Below are 16,641 nucleotides of genomic sequence, written 5' to 3' on the forward strand. Positions count from 1 at the left end.
CTCACCCGAACACTCCACCGGCGAACGGCATCGAACGCCAGTGGTCGATCGCGGGAGCGAGGCCGTCGCGCAGGATCGGCTGTTGCGGGACCAGAGTGAGGCAGGCGATGGTTCGGGCCATGCCGACCGCTTCGACGAAACGGAGCAGGCGCGGATCGAGGCGGCGCAGGCCGAGGCGATCGGCGGCGGTGTCGTATGCGGCGGCGGCTTCGGGGCCGAACGCGGCGAGGTCCCATTCGGCGGGGCCGAAGGTGACCAGTTCGAGGTCGGCGAACAGCGGGCCCCGCGACGTGGTGACGATGTTGTAGGCGGGTGCGTCGCCGTGGATCGGCTGCAGGTCGACGCCGGGGTATTCGGTGTCGAAGGCCGCGCGGGAGGACGCCAGTGGTTCGAGCAGGTCCCATTCGCGCCGCGCGCGGTCGATGTCTGCGGTCGGGAGGAGGCCGTCGAGCGCGGCGAGGCCATCGCCGACGACCCCCGGTTCGGCCGCCGTCAGGAACGCCAGCTCGCCGGGGTAGTCGCGCAGGGCCAGGTGCAGCTCGGCGACCAGGGCGGCATGGTGCACATAGTCGGGTTCCGCGCTCGGTTCGAGCTCGGCGTATTGCCAGAAGGTCATCGAAAACCCGCCGCGCTGAACAGGTTCGACCGGCACGAGCGGGCTGGGCGGGATGACCGGGACGCCGCGCTGGGCGAGCCACGACACGACCTCGAGTTCGGTTCGCTGGCGCGCCGACTGGGCATCGACGGTGAGCTGGGCGGGCACGACGGTGGGCACCCGCACGACGACCGGCGACGGCCGCAGCTGCACGACGACGGAGAACATGTCGTGCAGCACCACCGGCTCGGTCACCGTGAGCCCGAACTCGCGCCCCGCCGCCACCGCCGCCGTGACGGCGCGGGCGGTGCGGGCGGCGAGGTCTTCGGCGGTGAGGTCGGCTGTCATGACGGCGATAGTGCCATGCCGCCGGCGGCTGCTCGACATCGCCGCACTCGCTGAGCTGCGGCGATGTCGAGGGGCGTGCTCAGATCTCGGCCAGCTGGTGGTCGGCGACGTGACCGGCCAGGTAGCGCAGATGATCGCCGGAGTCACCGAATGTGTGCTCGATGGCGGTCAGACGTGCGGTGTAGTGGCCGACCGGGTACTCGGCGGTCATCCCGATTCCGCCGTGCATCTGGATCGCTTCCTGCCCGATGTGCCTGCCGGAGCGCCCGATCCGCAGCTTGGCGCGGGCCGCGACGACGGGGTCGGCGACACCGTCGGCCAGTGACATCGACGCGTACAGGCTCATACTCCGCGCCAGCTCCAGCGACACGTACATGTCGGCGGCGCGCTGGGTGAGCGTCTGGAAGGCGCGCAGCGGCACACCGAATTGCTGACGGGTCGACAGGTATTCGGTGGTGAGCCGCAACGCTTCCGACATCGCGCCGATCGCTTCGGCGCCGAGCGCGGCCTGGGCGGTGACGAGGATGTCGGCGATGACATCGGCGGCATCGATGGGCGCGCCCAGCGGCACCGCGGTCGCGCCGTCGAAGGTGAGGTCGGCCCCGCGCCGCCCGTCATGGGTGCGGAAACCGGCGATGGTGACGCCGGAATCGGTGGGCTCGACCAGGAACAGTCCGGTGCCACCGTCCGGCAGCGTCGCACTGACGATGAACTGGTCGGCGCCATCGCCGTAGGGCACCGGATGTTTGCGCCCGGTCACCTGCCAGCCGTCGCCCACCGGGGTTGCCTGGGTCGTGACCTTCGCCGTCACCGGACGGACGCCGGGCTCCCCGTGGGCGAACGCGAGGCGACGGTCACCCGAGGCGACCTCGGGCAGGATCTCCTTGCGCTGGACCTCCGACCCGGCCCTGGAGATGATCGCGCCCGGCAGCAGCGCGCAGTCCAGCACCGGTTCCGGCGCCAGGACGCGGCCGAGTTCCTCGAGCACGAGCATCGTTTCGATGGGACCGGCACCCATCCCGCCGTCCTCGGCGGCGATGGTGAGCCCGAGCAGTCCGATCTCGGCGAAGGTCGACCATACCTGCGGGTCCCAGCCCGGGTCGGTGCCGATGACCTGGGCGCGGCGTTCATGGGTGTAGTGGCGGGTCAGCACGCTGCGCACGGTGTCGCGCAGCATGTCCTGCTCGGTGGTGAGTTCGAAATCCATGGTGCTGTCTCACAATCCGAGGATCGTCGAAGCGATGATGCTGCGCTGCACCTCGTTGGATCCTCCGTAGATCGATGTCTTGCGGTAGTTCAGGTAGGTGGCGGTGCTGCGACGCGCCCAGTCGCCGCTGTCGCCTTCGCGGGCGAGGGAGTCGGGGCCGGCGATGTCGACGAGCAGTTCGGTGACCGCCTGCTGGAGCTCGGTGCCGCGCAGCTTGAGAATCGACGACACCGGGTTGGGGGCTCCGTCGGCCGAGCCCGCCACGACCCGCATCTGGACGAGTTCCAGTGCGAGCAGCTCGTTTTCGAGCTCGGCGATGCGGGCGGCGAAGACCGGGTCGTCGAGCAGGGTGCCGGTGTCGAGCCGGGTCTGCTTGGCGTATTCCTTGGCGAGCCACAGCCGCACCTTGGTTTGGCCGACGGCGGCGATGCCGGTGCGTTCGTTGCCGAGCAGGAACTTCGCGTAGGTCCAGCCCTGGTTCTCCGCGCCGACGAGCTGGTCCGCCGGCACCCGCACGTTCTCCAGGAACACCTCGTTGACCTCGAAGCCACCGTCGATGAGCTCGATCGGGCGAACCGTCACGCCGGGGGAGTCCAGCGGGAACAGCAGCATCGAGATGCCGGCCTGCTTCTTGGGCGCGTCCGGGTCGGTGCGGGCCAGGCAGAACATCCAATCCGCGCTCTGAGCGGCGGTGGTCCAGGTCTTCTGGCCGTTGATCACGTAGTGGTCGCCGTCGCGGACGGCCACCGTGCGCAGCGAAGCGAGGTCGGAGCCGGCATCGGGTTCGGAGAAGCCCTGGCACCACCAGATGTCGAGGTTCGCGGTGGCGGGCAGGAAGCGCTGCTTCATCTCCGGTGACCCGAACTGGGCGATCACCGGTCCGATCATGTTGGTGTTGAAGGTCAGCGGCTCCGGCACCGAGGCGAGCTGCATCTCGTCGTGCCAGAGGTGGCGCTGGATCGGGGTCCACTCGCGGCCGCCCCACTCGACCGGCCAGTGCGGTACCGCGAGCCCGTGCGCGTGCAGGATGCGCTGGGTCGTGACGATGTCGTCCTTGCTGAGTTCGGCCATATGCCTGGCCCGATTGCGGATGTCGGCGGGGATTTCGCGCCGGAAGAAAGCACGCAGCTCGTCGCGGAAGGCGAGCTCGTCCTCGGTGAGTGCCAATTGCATGGTCGAGTATGTTACACAGAGATTGAAATGTTTCAAATGCTGGTCGCGAGGGAGCCCTTATGCTGTGCGATGTGACGCGAGCCGAGGGGACCAGAGCGCCGGGACGCCCCGCCGCGGCCAGCCGTGAGGACGTGCTGCGCACCGCGGTCGAGATGTTCCTGTCCGGCAACCGCATCGACGTGAACGCCATCGCCGCCCACCTGGGCCTCGGCCGGACCAGCATCTACCGCTGGTTCGGCTCCCGCGACGGTCTGCTCGGCGCCGCGATCGCCAGCCAGCTCGAGCGGATGGTCGCCTACGCCGACCGCACCAGCGACGCCACCGGCGCCGAACGTCTCAACCAGATCCTGGATCGCTGCATCCAGTGGCTGGTCGAAGACGACTCACTGCGCACCTACTTCGACAACGAATCCACCGCCGCCCTGCGCCTGATCACCCGCAGCGACGGCCCTGTCCACCAAGCCGCGGTCGCCGTCGTCGAAGGACTCATCGCCCGCGCCGAAGATCAGGGCTACCACCCACCGATCGAGCGCGGCACCCTGGCCTACGCACTGGTCCGGCTCTGGGAAGCCTTCCTCTACAACGACGCCGTCGCCGGTTTCCGCGGCGATGTCGAGCGCCTGGGTCAGGTCCAGGCGGCACTCTTGCGCGCCTGAGGCGGACGAACTTCGGGTCGATGGTCACGAGGCGCCGGGACCTTAGCCCCTAAGCGCGGGAGCGCGGGAGTGGTGCTATTGGCCGGAGCCCGTGTACGGGGAGGATCATCAGCGGAAGCGAGGTCGGATCACGTGAGTTCTCCTGAACTGCGCTGGGCCGGTCCGGAGATCGGGGTGACGACCAGCGGTGCTGTCGACACCGCGGACGTCGCCCGGACAGCGAAAGCGGTCGCCGCGGTGCTGCGGTCCCGTCACATCGACGGTCCCGCCCGGATCCGATTGTCCGCCACACCTTCCCGGGCTGGATCTGTGCTGGCGCAGGTGAACGCCGGCCGAGTGGCCGCAGCAGTCCGGGTGCAGGTGGAAAGCCCCGCCGATTTCGTGGCCACGACCGTCTCCGAACGACTCGATCGGGCGATCTCCCGGTCGAGGCCGGCGGGACCGCTGCGGCGGTGGCCGGATCCGGCGCGACCGCCGCTGGCCGTGGTCACCGAGGACCGGCCGATCGTCCGGCGGAAGCGCTGCGTGCTGCGCTGCGCGGACCCCGCCACCGCGACCCGGGTGCTGGACGCGCTGGACTACGACGCGCACCTGTTCGTGGACGCGGAGTCCGGCGAGGACGCCGTCGTCTATTGGGCCGGTCCGCTGGGAGTGCGGCTGGCGCGGCAACACCGGACGCGACTACCCGAGGGTCCGGCCGGAATGACACTCACGGTGAATCCGCATCCGGCACCGCACCTGACCGAGTCCGACGCCGCGAGCCGGGTATGCCGATTCGGGTTGCCGCACTTGTTCTTCACCGAGGCGGACAGCGGTCGCGGTCGCCTCCTCTACCGCCGTTACGACGGTGATCTGGCCAGTGTGCAGCCCGTGCAGGTCGGTGCCGCCGATCCGGAGGCCGGGTCGTGATCGAGCTGGCCGGTGACGATGCCGACGGTCGTGCCGTCGTCGAACTGGAACGCGCCGAGGCCATGCGGCTGCTGGCGGGCGCGCCGTTCGGGCGGGTGCTGTTCACCCGGGACGCGCTGCCCGCGATCCGTCCGGTCAACCACCTCGTCGACGACGATGTGATCATCGTGCGTACCCGGCTCACCTCGCGACTGACCAGTGCGGTGCAGGGCAATTCGCCGGTGGTCGTGGCCTACGAGGTCGACGATATCGATCCGGTGCGGCGCACCGGCTGGTCGGTCACGGTCACCGGTTTGGCGCGCACCGTCACCGATCCCGCCCGGGTGGCCCGCTACGAACAACTGTTGCGGCCGTGGGTCGGCAGGGTGATGGACACCGTCATCGCTATCGAACCCGAGATCGTCGCAGGAATCCGGGTGCTCGAGCAGCAGAGCGACCAGCGATCCCCGCGATCGGATCCGACATGAGATCACCGACGTGATCGGCCGGCCTCAGCGGTGGTCGGCGAGGACCAGCGGAATCTCGGTGGCGTGCAAGATGGTTCGGCTGACCGACCCGAATCCGTCGCGGCTGCCCCGCCGGTGACTGCCCAGCACCAGCAGTTGCGCGTGCGCCGACTCGCGCAGCAGCCGTCGCGCCGGGTCGTCGCCGGTGACGATTCTGGTGATCGGCACTCCCGGGTACTTCTCGCCGTAGCCGACCAGACTGTCGGCCAGGAGCTGGTGGGTGTGCTCGGTCATCTGCGAGTCGCGCAGTCCGGGACCGGGTTCTGTCCATGCGCGCAGTGCGAGGAGACCGACACCACGTAGAGCCGCTTCCTCGATCGCGAGATCGAGTGCGCGGTCGCTGCCCGGCGAACCGTCGAGCCCGACCAACACCGGGAGGCGGTCCGACGCGGGACGGCCGGGATGTGGGATCACGGCGAGCGGGCAGACCGGGCGTCGGGCTAGCGAGGCACTGACGGAGCCGAGCAGTGTGCGCTCGAAGGCATCGAGGCCTCGGGTCCCGACAGCGAGGAGCTGGGCATGGCGGGCGCGGCGGCGAAGGGCCGCGACCGGCGCCGGGCTGACCACCGATGTTTCCACGTCGAGGTGCTGTGGTGCGGCTTCGGCGATGGCGAGCGCTGCGGCTCGGGCCACGGCGGCTGCACCATCGTCGTGGAAACGCTGATTGTGGATCGACACGGTGCCTGCCCGCCCCAGATCCCACCCCGAACTCATCGCGTGCACCGCGTGCAACGGTGCCCTGCGCAGCAGCGCGGCCCCGGCCGCCCAGCGAACGGCGGCGAGCGCGGATTCGGAGCCGTCGACCCCGACGACGACGGGACTGGTGTTCGGTACTGACATCGAGTCTGCCTCACTGCTCGGACAGGGGAACTGCGCAGCCGATTCTCGCGTGCTGGATCACCGACCGAAGAGGGCCGAAGTGCTCTGCTCGCGAGGACTTCGGTGGACTGCGGGATCCGATGGTTGCCTTCGCGCCGGCTGCCCCGGAGCGGTGGGCCGCCGCGCCTGCGCGCGGGCTTATCCTGGGTCCAGAGCCGGAACGTTGTGGATCCAGGGCCGGAACGCTGCTGCGACCGGCCGGTCTGATTTGTCGGCGAAGGGCAGATTCTGATGATGCCGTATGAGAATTGTGGATGGGGCACGAACGCGGGTTGGGGTTCGTGGCTGTTCGGTGCGTTGTTTTTGATCGGTCTGGTGCTGCTCATCGTGGTCGCGGTCCGGCTGCTGTCCCGCGGCCCCTCCGGACCCGGCGGCCACCTTGCGGCCGGTCCCGGGTACTACGGTGGTCCTGCCACGGCTCCCGTGGGACCGGGGAGTGCCCGCGGAATCCTCGACGAACGCTTTGCCCGTGGTGAGATCGATGCCGAGGAGTACCGCGAGCGGCGGCGCACGCTCGAGGGGGCCGATTGATGGAACCGATCAGTCGGCGCCGGGCATTGCAGCTCGGCGGTCTCGGTCTGACGGCCGCCGTTGTCGGTGGTGTGGGGCTGGCCTGGCAGGGCAGCCGCGGCACCGGATCCGGAACGACAACCGCCGCCGGCTGGTCCGAGCCGGCCACGCTCGCGAGTACCGACGGCGAACTCTCGCTCGCCCTCGAGGCCACCGAGGGACGATTCCCGCTTGCCGGGGGTTGGGTGCGGGGGCTCGGATTCAACGGTGGGGTGCCCGGGCCGACGCTGCGGGTGCGGGCCGGTGACCACATCCGAGTGACGCTGCGTAACCGGTTGTCTCAGCCGACCAATCTGCATGTGCACGGGTTGCATGTCTCCCCGGCCGGTAACGGGGACAATCCGTTCGTCCGGATCGAGTCCGGCGCCGACTTCGACTACGAATACCGGCTACCCGGCGACCACCCGCCCGGGGTGTATTGGTATCACCCGCACCACCACGGTCTGGTGGCCGAACAGATCTTCGGCGGCCTGTACGGGGCGATCGTGGTGGAGGACACCGATCCGGTGCCGCTCACGCAGGAGCGGGTGCTGGTCATCGCCGATCTCACGATCGATGGTTCCGGGTCGGTCGCGTCGGCGTCGATGATGGACCGGGTCCTCGGCCGGGAGGGAAACCTGGTACTGGTCAACGGCCTGAATCGGCCGACGATCACGGCCCGTCCCGGTGCCCGGGAGCGGTGGCGGATCGTCAACGCCTGCGTCAGCCGACATCTGCGGCTTCGGTTGGACGGGCAGCAGATGCAGTTGATGGGCGTGGATTCGGGCCGCTTCGCCCAGCCGAGACCGGTCGAGGAGATCGTGCTGGCCGGGGGGAACCGCGCCGACCTGCTGGTCTCGACCGTGGCCGGATCCTCGCAACTGCGGGCCCTGCCGGTCGACCGGGGCATGCTGGGCATGATGGGCCGCGGCGACAGGGGGATGCCCGGGATGGGGCCGTCCCAGGATCCGGCGGGTGTGGTCGTGGCGACCGTCGAGGTCACCGGTCCCTCCGCCGCGCAGATGGCACCGGTGCCCTCGCATCCGGTCCCGCGTGACCTGCGAAACGAGAGGGTCGCGGCGTCCCGGACGTTCACCTTCGGCATGGGCATGGGCATGGGCATGGGTGGGATGCGATTCACGATCGACGGCCGCGAATACGATCCCGACCGCATCGACCGAACCGTGCGGATCGGCACCGTCGAGGAATGGACCCTCGTCAACGATTCGCCTATGGATCACTCGATGCATCTGCACGTGTGGCCGATGCAACTGCTTACCGCCATCGGCCCGGCCGCGGACCCGATCTGGCAGGACGTGATCAACGTCCCCGCACGGAACCGGGTGACGGTTCGGGTGGCATTCGACGACTATCCCGGCCGCACCGTCTACCACTGTCACATCCTCGACCACGAGGACAACGGCATGATGGGCGTCATCGAAGCACGCTGACCCCCGTACCAGTGCGAGCGTCGCCATCCCCGCGCGGCTCCAGGTGCCCGGCCCGCCGACACCTTCGTCACGATCAACAACGACACCCTGTACTCGATGGCGCAGATCGACCTGTCGGTCGGGCCGGTGGCGCTGCACGTCCCCGACACCGCGGGCCGCTACTACGTGCTGCAGTTCGTCGATGCCTGGACCGACAACTTCGCCTACGTCGGGCACCGCGCCACCGGCACCGCGGCCGGTGATTTCTTGCTCGTCCCGCCGGGATGGACCGGCCAGGCCCCGCAGGGCGCTACCGTCATCCGCTTTCCGACCACCGTGGCCTCGATCGTGGGCCGGTGGGCCTGCACCGGCGATGCCGACCTGCCCGTTGTGCACGCCCTGCAGGATGCGACGACCCTGACACCACTGGATCCCGACGCCAACCCGGCCGGCATCCCGACTCCCGATCTCGATTCCGCGTTGACCCATGGATCCAGCCCGCAGGTCAACGGCTGGACGCTGACATTGCACGCCTTCGACTACAACCTCGACTACTTCGAAGTCGGCGCACTCGACGACCCGCGCTTCAAGATGGCCGACCCGAAGCTGCGGATCATCGAACGCGCCGCCGCGGCCAAGGGCGGCCTGTGGGGCAACCACGCCTACGAAGCCGCCTACATCGTGACCTATCTCGACGACGACGGTGAACAACTGACCGGCGCCGACACCTACACCCTGCGCCTGGACCCGACCCCGCCGGTGGGTGCCTTCTGGTCGATCACCATGTACTCGGTCCCGGACTTCTACCTGGTCGCCAATCCCATCGACCGCTACTCGATCGGCGACCGCACCCCCGGGATCGTCTTCGACCCCGACGGCGCCCTCACCATCACGATCAGCCACACTGCCCCCGCCGATCCCGCGGCTCGAGCGAACTGGCTGCCCGCGCCCGCGGGCGAGTTCCGGCCCGTGCTGCGGATGTACGAACCTGGCAACGCAGTCCTGGACCAGACCTATGTGGTCGCCCCGATCACCAAGAGCCGGTTGGCGCGTCGCGAACAGGTCGGCGCAGAACCGCTCGGCTCGAAGGGTGCCGCGCGGATCAGTTCAGGTAGGCGGTGAGGTGGGGGACCGCGTCGGCGACGTGTTGGGCCGTGATCGGCTCGGCGAGGTAGGTGAACGTCCAGTCGCGGTCGGTGCGGTGGAGGGTGCCGAGGACGAGGCCGGTGTGGGAGTGCGCGGTCGCCAGGTCGATACGCGCGAGTTCGGAGCCGGTGACGCTGTCGAGGACGCGGCAGAATCCGTTCTCGATCCGGTCGAAGGGCTGGCCGGTGTAGCAGGTGATGAGGAAGACGATGGTGGTGACGGCGGGGTCGAGCCGGGTCAGGTCGGCGACGATGAGCTCGTCGTCGCCGTCACCGACGCCGTCGACACTGTCGCCCAGGTGCCGGATGGCGCCGTCACGCGAGGTCAGCTGTTCGTGATAGGCGATGTCGACGAAGTCGGTGCCGCTGAACGACAGCGCGGCCGCGTTGAGATCGATGTCCTTCGCGCGCCGGCGGAACTTGCCCGAGCGCACGGGATCCCAGCCCAGACCCAGAGTGATGTGGTTCAGGGTGTGGGGGACTGCTGCGGGCATCTGCTGCTCCTGGTCGGGTTGCTGCGGCGGTTGCCGTTCGGATCCCCCGGCCTCCGTACCCGCAAACATGCCCCACCCGATCCAGCCTCCGCGAACCGGGTGTCGTTTCGGGAGAACGGGTTCCGTCGCCCTGCGCTGATTCAGCGTGGGGGTGTATCGGGGTCGATTCCGTCCAGGACCTGATTCAGGCCGGTCTCGAATTGCCACTGGAGGTCGTCCTTGTGGCTCGCCTCGAGAATGTAGCGTTGAAACGTCGGATAGCGGCCCGTACCGAGGAGCCACCGCATGTGCGTCGAGAGTCCGGCGCGGGTGCCCGCACCGACTGCCTGCCCGAGATGGTCGGCAAGGTCGCCGAGGCCGATCTCGGCGCTCGTCGCGCCGTGGACGTAGGTGAAGACGGTACGACAGCCGGCCATCGCCGCATCGAGGTCCAGGCCGAGGTCGTCGACGAGTACGGCCAGCGCCTGCTCGGTCAGGGCCATTCGGTGCGGGGTCAGTTCGTAGACCATCTGCTGGGCAGGCAGGCGGGTGAGCCACGGGTGACGCAGGATCAGGGCGTGGACCGCCAGCGCCAGCTCGCGCAGGGTCGCGCGCCAGCCGACCCGGGTGGGGAGATCGATCTCACCGTAGACGAGATCGACCATCACTTCCAACACCTCATCCTTGTTCGCCACATGGCGATAGGCGGCCATCGGCGCGACTCCCAGCTCAGTGGCAAGGCGACGCATGGTGATGGCGTCGAGCCCCTCGATATCGGCAACGGCCACCGCCGTCGAAGCGATACGGTGCGCGGTCAGGGATTTACCCGAGGTGCCCACGGGCTGTGCGAGCCGTTCCCAGTCGAAAGTCACGCCCGAACTCTCCTTCGCGTATACAACGTACACGCGGCTGTGTACCTTGTACACATGAGTATACGTTGTACACGTGCGCTTCTGGTGGCGGGCACGGCCGGTCCAGTCGTCTTCGTCCTGACCTATCTCGTCAACGGCGCGATGCAGCCGGACTACGACTCCACGCACGACACGATCAGCACCCTCAGCATCGCCCCGCACGGCTGGATCCAGGTTGCGAACTTTGTTGTCTACGGGACGCTGACCCTGTGCTTCGCCGAAGCCCTCCGGCGGTTCGAGGCCATCCGAACTTCGGGATACGTCTCGTTGCTCGTCGCCGGAATCGGCCTGATCCTCATCGGCGTGTTCCCCACCGACCCGGCGCTCGGCTTCCCTGCGGGTGAGCCCGACACCGTGACCCCGATCGGGACCGTGCACAGCCTGGGTGCGCTGGTGGTGTTCCTGGCGTTTCCGGTGGCAGCGTTCGCTGCCGCGGGCCGCCCCTTCCGCGGCTGGTCCGCCTTCTCGATCGCCACGGCAGTGCTGTCTCTGGTCGCGGTCGGCGCGTTCTTCGCAGCGTTCGAAGGAACCGTCGAAGGCGCGGATTCGCAGGCAGGCCTGTTCGAACGCCTGCCCACCCTGTTCATCGGGATCTGGCAGATCGTGTTCGCGATCCGCGTGCGGACTCGAGTCGACCGAGAGCCCGGCAGTGCCGAGACGCCGCTGGAAGATCGAGTGCCGCAGGCGGTTCGGCCGCGAGTCTAGTACCTACGATCGCGGACAGCCGTACCTGCCGCGGCGCTTGACGAGCAGTACGATCGCCGGCAGCGGGTAGACCAGCATCGGCAGCACGCCGTCCAGGTACCTGGTCTGCTCGGCCAGGATGGCGGCGCTGGTGAGCAGGGTGGCCGACAGTTGCAGCGCCGCCGTCACGGACGATCCGCTCGGCGACCTCCAGAAGGGGCGAATTCAGCGCCCCATCGACGTCGATCACCGAGGGTTCCGGCTCGGCCACCGCAGTGAGTGCCCCGCGACATCGGCGTACAGGTCGTCGTCCGGGTGCGGGACGAGCGCGACTACCGGTCCCACGTGGCCGGTTTCGTCGACCGGTGCCCAGGTACTGAGCGAGCCCGCGACCCGCGGTCGGTCTGCCTGGACGAGGGCCTCGGCGTGTGTTCGTCTCTCGAACCACCGCACATTGTGTAGGTTCGCTCTGCCCGAGTGTCTCGAAGGTGCATCAACTCCTCGGCAGCAGGAGGTACGAGCCAGCCACAGGTAGCCGAGGACATCCTGATCGACTCGACAGAGAACCTGAAGGAGACGACCATGCGACTCACCCGTGTTCTCGCTTTGCCGGCAGCCGGACTGCTGCTCGGTTCCGCCCTCACGCTCGTTGCCGCGTCGTCGGCTCTCGCGGAGGACACCAGGCTCGACATCGCCGCCTTCCACTGTCCCGAACCCGACGGGCTCTTCCCTTATCCCGGAGACGTGACGAAGTACGTCGAGTGCTCGAACAACGTTCCGACCGTGCACAGCTGTCCGAGTGGCCTGAACTGGAACCAGAAGGGGCAGTACTGCGATTGGCCGGCCAACGCCGGCGCGGTGGCCGACCACAGAAAGACAGCCGTGGAAGGTCGAGCACGTATAGCCCGATAAGGTGCCTGCTGCTCTCACGCATCGGCGATGACCCTTAGCGCGACTTTTTCTCGCCGACGTTCCCGGATACCCGACGACAACGCGCATCGCATCGAGGACCGCGGCTCGTGCTGCCGGGAGTGGATGCCCGGCAGCGCCGACGTCCAACAGCGGGGCCGGGAAGAGAAACTCGGGCACGGCGTCGAATCCCGTTGCCGTCTGGCCTTGATGTATGCCCATGTGTGGGGCGTGAACGCACACGGTGCGTCCTGGCACCTGCGCCGTACCGCCGACGGTGGCCTGTTCGACACCCACGCCGGTGGTTTCGACGCGGTCTGGCAATCGCGACCGGCGGAAGGCGGAGCAGACGACGCGCACCGAGTTCTACGACGACCCCACCGCGCCACAACCGAGCAGTCTTGTCGCCGCAGCGTCCGCCGTCGTTCGCGACGACATCGGCCGCATCCTGCTTCAGCGGCGCGCCGACAGCTAGCCTCCGGGTGGGGCAGCCGGTGTTGTGCGGTCACCATGAATCATGGCGAAACCACTGGTCGGGGGAATCCGTGGAACCTATCGCGTGACTACGTGCCAGCACGGAACGTGGCGGGTGGACGCCCGCGATCGTCATTGCGTGCCGCTGCCCTCGACCCGCTGGCGACGTGCGCCCGGGTGGCGGGCCTCGACGGCTTGTGCGGACTGCTGCTGACAAGTAGTGCCGTTTCCCGAGGTCTCGGCACTACATTCTCACGCGACTCGAAAACGGTACGGACGTACCACCGCTCCCAGTTTTTCGGGTGTTCTGTAGCAGTTACGTTACGTTGGGCGCGACCAAACGCAAACGAAAATAGTTCGAGGTATTCGGAACCTGAGCGCGCACCTGACCGCCGATAATGTTCACTTATCGGCGGTCAGCGGTGGATGTCTGCGATTCGAGTCCCGAAGGGGCGACACGGTTTTCGTTTCGTCTAATTCGTAGGTGATTGACGAAACCAACGTTACGATTCTTCCGTGTCGAGCGTCTGCAACTATCCGGGCTGTGCCCGTCCCATCACCCGCGGCGGCGGCCCGGGTCGTCCCTCCGAATACTGCGACCACCCGGACCACACCCGATGGCGAGCGTGGCGGGAAAGGCAACGCCTACAGCAGGAGTCGGAGAGTGGGGGTGAAACCGTCACTGTGACGGCTCAGGGTCCGGTGACCGTGGCGCGGCTGCGCGCGGATGAACTGCTCGGTCAGTTCCGGGGCCTGGCCGAGCAATTGGGCACGACATTGAATGCCGCCGTCGCGGAACTGTCGACGCTCGGTGACCCATCGGTGGCCGAGGCCCAGGTCCAGGCGGTACAGGCCGATGCCGCACGGCGGATCGCGGAAGCCGATATGAAGGCGGTCGCCGCTGAACAGGCGCGCCGGGACGCGGAGGAATCCCGTGCCCTCGCCGAATCAGCGGCCGAGGACGCGGCCGGCGCGGCGGAGGACGCCGAACAATTGATTGCCGCAGCGCACGCGGCGCGCGACGAGGCACTGGCCGAGGTGGAACGGCTGACGAAACAGGCCGCCGACGAGGTATTCGCGGCGCGCAGTGCGGCCGAGGCCGATGTGCGTGCGGCGCAGCGGGAAGCAGCCGAGGAGATCGAACGGATCCGGCAGGAAGCCGCCGATCAGACGACGCGGGCCGAACAGCGCGCCGATACCGAGATCACGCAGGTTCGTCGCGAGTCGGAGGCCCGGGTCAACGCGACACAGGCCGAACGCGACCTGGCGGTGCAGCGGGCCGCCGATGCCGACCGGGCCACCGAGCGGGCCGAAGCGGCGGCCGCCGAACGGGTGGAAGCCGCGAGCGAGGCACGCGAGGAATGGCGCAGGGCCAGAACCGAACTGGAAGCGACCCGCGCCGAACTCGATCGCACGCGCGCCGAACTCGCCGACCTGCGCCGCACCGCGGTCGCCGACGCCGAGACCTGGCGCACTGAATCGGCGGCCGCACTGGACCGGGTCAGGGCCGAGACCTCGGAACGGCTCGCCGCGCTCGACGATGCGCGCACCCAGACCCTCGCCCGCGCCGAACGCGCCGAACGGCAACTCGACGAACTACTGGCCACCACCCGATCGCCCGCCGAGGCGAACCGGCTATCCGGCGCGGTGGGCGGCGCACTCGACTAGCGTCAGCGCCATGACCGACCAGCCGGGACCGTTGGAGTCCACCCGCGAGTTCGCCGCCGTAGACCTCGCCGCGATGCTGAACGAGGACGAGGACACCTACACGGGGCCGTCACCGCGGATCCGCTTGATCGCGATCCTGGTGGTGGCGGCCCTGATTCTCGGTGCGGGCGCCACCACCCTCGCGATCCTGTTGTCCTGACCTAAGCCGGGCGAGCGAGCGGAGTGTCGGGGTCGCCGGAGTTGCGGAGCGCCACGATCTGGTCGGGGACCCAGTAGATGCGGCCGAACTCGAACTCCTGGTATTTGCCGTCGTCGTGGGTGATCTCATCGGAGGCGGGCCAGCCCAGCTGGCCGTTCTCGAACCCGGCCGCCGACCAGCGCGCACCGATCGCGCCGTGCACGCGATAGGCGGGCTGACCGGCTCGCCGATAGACGGTGCCACCCTGGAATGCCTGGGCGAGGCCGGGGCCGGTGCCGCGCGGGTCGGGGAGTTCGGTGTGCTCGGCGATCGGGTAGCCCAGCGGTCCTGCCTCCCAGCCCAGTTCGGCGTACTTGGTCATGATCGCCGTGGGGACGGCGTGGGCGTCGGTGGCCGGGTGCCAGTAGACGTAGCCGTGCTCGAACTCGGCGAACCGGCCCACCCCGTCCGGTGTGGTGATCTCACCGACGGTCCGTCGCGCGCCCAGCCACGGGGACGCCGCGGCGCGGTCGTCGATGGCGTTCGGGGCGGTGCCGGCGAACTCGGCGACGTGCGCTGCGAAGACGTCCCATGGGAAGTTCGGGCCGACATCGGTGTGACTGCCGATGCCGAGTGCCCTGGTCACATAGTGGTGGTCGGTGATGCCGTCGGCGACGTGGTAGTCGGGAGCGATCACGTCGGCCGGGTAACCGTGCCGGTGCGCGCTGCGGACGGCGATGTAGGCGGCGATGCGCAGGTCGTCGTCGATGGACAGCCAGTCCTGGCGTGACCAGGCGACCCGGCTGCCCGCGAAGCACAGGTTCACGGTGAACGGATTGGCCGACAGCACCGACCAGGACGCGAGTTCTTCGGGCACGACTCGTACGAGCACCGCGTCGCGCAGTGTGTAGTGGTAGGAGACGCCGTTGGCCGGATTGTTCAGGTAGGCCGCCAGCGATTCCGCGCTGCCGTTGCCCTCCTGGGTGTGCAGGATGAAGTTGGTGACCCTGGCACCGTCGCGGGCGGAATGCGACGGGCCGAGCCGGTCGAGTTCGGTGAATTCCGGGATCGCCACGGAGCGGTCCAGGCTCCACTGCCCGAAATCGGGAGCGAGGATGTCGTCGACATCGACGTGCGTGCCGTCGATGATCGGGCCCGGGTTGCTCGGTGTGTCGATCACTCGCTGGTAGAGCACGGCGCGTGGCTCGCGCTCGGTGCCCGACCAGGCACGGGTCTGCCACACCCAGCTGAAGCCGCCGCGACCACCGACGACACCGTCCTCGATCGCCCAGGCGCACACCCGGGAATGCCCGTAGATGCCGGTCCATTCGGTGCCGAGGACGGCATTGACGCCGCGGAAGAACTCGACGGCGGTGCTGTTCCACTGGGTCAAGGAGATGTCCTCGTCGACGGCGAAGAAGATCGGCGCCCGGCGGGGTGCGCCGAGACTCAGGTGGGTGGCCAGTGCCTGTTCGGCCATGCGCCTGCCACCGTCGACACCGGTGGTCCAGTCCGACGGGGTGGGATCGCCGGGTTTGCCGTACTGCCAGATCGACACGATGTCGAGTCCGGCGGCCGTCAACGCGCGGGCATAGTCGGCGGTGATCGGTTTGGCGCCGAAATTCGCGCCGGGCCTACTCGGTGCGACATAGGCGAGGACCGCCGAGTGGCCGGCCGCGACAATGGCGGCCGGATCGATGAGACGGGCGGCGAAATCGACAGCTGTGGACATGGTTGACCCCCTGCATGACTGCATATCCGATGGCATGGTTCACGCTCGCACCCCGCGCGACGGCTGCAGGGTTACGCTGGTACCCGAGAATCGGCACCGGGGTGCCCGAGGATCTCACCCTGCACCCATTCTAAGCGAAACACGCAGCACCGCACCGGGATTCGCTGACAATCGGGACAGTACCCGGCCGGGCCGACCGGCAAACGCGGGCGGAA

17 protein-coding genes and 1 pseudogene are annotated in these 16,641 nt (G+C 68.5%); 10 read left to right on the plus strand and 8 right to left on the minus strand.

The genetic code is table 11. The features are described from left to right. Position 1: 1 nt before the first annotated feature. The 3 genes from NV348_RS33140 to NV348_RS33150 form a co-directional block, all read right to left on the minus strand. On the minus strand, positions 2-943 hold the full coding sequence (locus NV348_RS33140) for an aminoglycoside phosphotransferase family protein (RefSeq protein ID WP_447150421.1): 942 nt from the start codon (positions 941-943) through the stop codon (positions 2-4). Between the two features lie 79 nt (positions 944-1,022). Continuing rightward, on the minus strand, positions 1,023-2,150 hold the full coding sequence (locus NV348_RS33145) for an acyl-CoA dehydrogenase family protein (protein WP_447150422.1): 1,128 nt from the start codon (positions 2,148-2,150) through the stop codon (positions 1,023-1,025). Between the two features lie 9 nt (positions 2,151-2,159). Then, the gene (locus NV348_RS33150; protein ID WP_447150423.1) at positions 2,160-3,323 is read right to left on the minus strand and encodes an acyl-CoA dehydrogenase family protein; all 1,164 of its coding nucleotides are present in this window, start codon (positions 3,321-3,323) and stop codon (positions 2,160-2,162) included. Positions 3,324-3,394: 71 nt separating this feature from the next. Between NV348_RS33150 and NV348_RS33155 the strand changes: the two genes are divergently transcribed. The 3 genes from NV348_RS33155 to NV348_RS33165 all read left to right on the plus strand — a co-directional run bounded on the left by NV348_RS33155 (position 3,395) and on the right by NV348_RS33165 (position 5,355). Next, complete coding sequence (locus tag NV348_RS33155) at positions 3,395-3,979, plus strand: QsdR family transcriptional regulator (protein WP_447150424.1); 585 nt, start codon at positions 3,395-3,397, stop codon at positions 3,977-3,979. Positions 3,980-4,111: 132 nt separating this feature from the next. Continuing rightward, complete coding sequence (locus NV348_RS33160; protein WP_447150425.1) at positions 4,112-4,888, plus strand: sigma 54 modulation/S30EA ribosomal C-terminal domain-containing protein; 777 nt, start codon at positions 4,112-4,114, stop codon at positions 4,886-4,888. Further along, entirely contained in the window at positions 4,885-5,355 is a 471-nt protein-coding gene (locus NV348_RS33165) for a pyridoxamine 5'-phosphate oxidase family protein (RefSeq protein ID WP_447150426.1), read from the plus strand. Before NV348_RS33160 ends, NV348_RS33165 begins: the two co-directional genes overlap by 4 nt. Before the next feature lie 24 nt (positions 5,356-5,379). Here the strand turns inward: NV348_RS33165 and NV348_RS33170 are convergent, their stop codons facing one another. After that, positions 5,380-6,234, minus strand: coding sequence for a universal stress protein (locus tag NV348_RS33170; protein ID WP_447150427.1), 855 nt, complete (start codon positions 6,232-6,234; stop codon positions 5,380-5,382). Between the two features lie 273 nt (positions 6,235-6,507). Between NV348_RS33170 and NV348_RS33175 the strand changes: the two genes are divergently transcribed. The 3 genes and pseudogenes from NV348_RS33175 to NV348_RS33185 form a co-directional block, all read left to right on the plus strand. Then, complete coding sequence (locus NV348_RS33175; protein WP_447150428.1) at positions 6,508-6,804, plus strand: SHOCT domain-containing protein; 297 nt, start codon at positions 6,508-6,510, stop codon at positions 6,802-6,804. Next, positions 6,804-8,273, plus strand: coding sequence for a multicopper oxidase family protein (locus NV348_RS33180; RefSeq protein ID WP_447150429.1), 1,470 nt, complete (start codon positions 6,804-6,806; stop codon positions 8,271-8,273). Before NV348_RS33175 ends, NV348_RS33180 begins: the two co-directional genes overlap by 1 nt. A gap of 24 nt (positions 8,274-8,297) precedes the next feature. Then, positions 8,298-9,296 (plus strand): annotated as a pseudogene (locus tag NV348_RS33185) (DUF1254 domain-containing protein); the annotation flags it as partial. 58 nt (positions 9,297-9,354) lie between these two features. Here NV348_RS33185 and NV348_RS33190 read toward each other — a convergent pair. Beyond that, positions 9,355-9,891: a TerD family protein gene (locus tag NV348_RS33190; protein ID WP_447150430.1), complete on the minus strand. Its 537-nt coding sequence runs from the start codon at positions 9,889-9,891 to the stop codon at positions 9,355-9,357. Between the two features lie 140 nt (positions 9,892-10,031). Continuing rightward, entirely contained in the window at positions 10,032-10,742 is a 711-nt protein-coding gene (locus tag NV348_RS33195; protein ID WP_447150431.1) for a TetR/AcrR family transcriptional regulator, read from the minus strand. Between the two features lie 39 nt (positions 10,743-10,781). On the opposite strand from NV348_RS33195, the gene NV348_RS33200 reads away from it, so the two are divergent. Beyond that, on the plus strand, positions 10,782-11,486 hold the full coding sequence (locus NV348_RS33200) for a DUF998 domain-containing protein (RefSeq protein WP_447150432.1): 705 nt from the start codon (positions 10,782-10,784) through the stop codon (positions 11,484-11,486). A 3-nt stretch (positions 11,487-11,489) separates the two neighbouring features. On the opposite strand, the gene NV348_RS33205 is transcribed toward NV348_RS33200, so the two are convergent. Continuing rightward, positions 11,490-11,654: a hypothetical protein gene (locus NV348_RS33205; protein WP_447150433.1), complete on the minus strand. Its 165-nt coding sequence runs from the start codon at positions 11,652-11,654 to the stop codon at positions 11,490-11,492. A 393-nt stretch (positions 11,655-12,047) separates the two neighbouring features. Between NV348_RS33205 and NV348_RS33210 the strand changes: the two genes are divergently transcribed. From NV348_RS33210 to NV348_RS33220, 3 genes are all read left to right on the plus strand, one after another. Further along, the gene (locus NV348_RS33210) at positions 12,048-12,377 is read left to right on the plus strand and encodes a carbohydrate-binding module family 14 protein (RefSeq protein WP_447150434.1); all 330 of its coding nucleotides are present in this window, start codon (positions 12,048-12,050) and stop codon (positions 12,375-12,377) included. Positions 12,378-13,532: 1,155 nt separating this feature from the next. After that, the gene (locus NV348_RS33215; RefSeq protein ID WP_447150435.1) at positions 13,533-14,516 is read left to right on the plus strand and encodes a coiled-coil domain-containing protein; all 984 of its coding nucleotides are present in this window, start codon (positions 13,533-13,535) and stop codon (positions 14,514-14,516) included. 10 nt (positions 14,517-14,526) lie between these two features. Next, positions 14,527-14,715, plus strand: a complete 189-nt coding sequence (locus tag NV348_RS33220) for a hypothetical protein (RefSeq protein WP_447150436.1) — start codon at positions 14,527-14,529, stop codon at positions 14,713-14,715. 1 nt (position 14,716) lies between these two features. Here NV348_RS33220 and NV348_RS33225 read toward each other — a convergent pair whose 3' ends face one another. Further along, positions 14,717-16,426: a glycoside hydrolase domain-containing protein gene (locus NV348_RS33225; protein ID WP_447150437.1), complete on the minus strand. Its 1,710-nt coding sequence runs from the start codon at positions 16,424-16,426 to the stop codon at positions 14,717-14,719. Between the last annotated feature and the right edge of the window lie 215 nt (positions 16,427-16,641).

It is taken from the genome of Nocardia fodinahabitans, from assembly GCF_052983615.1.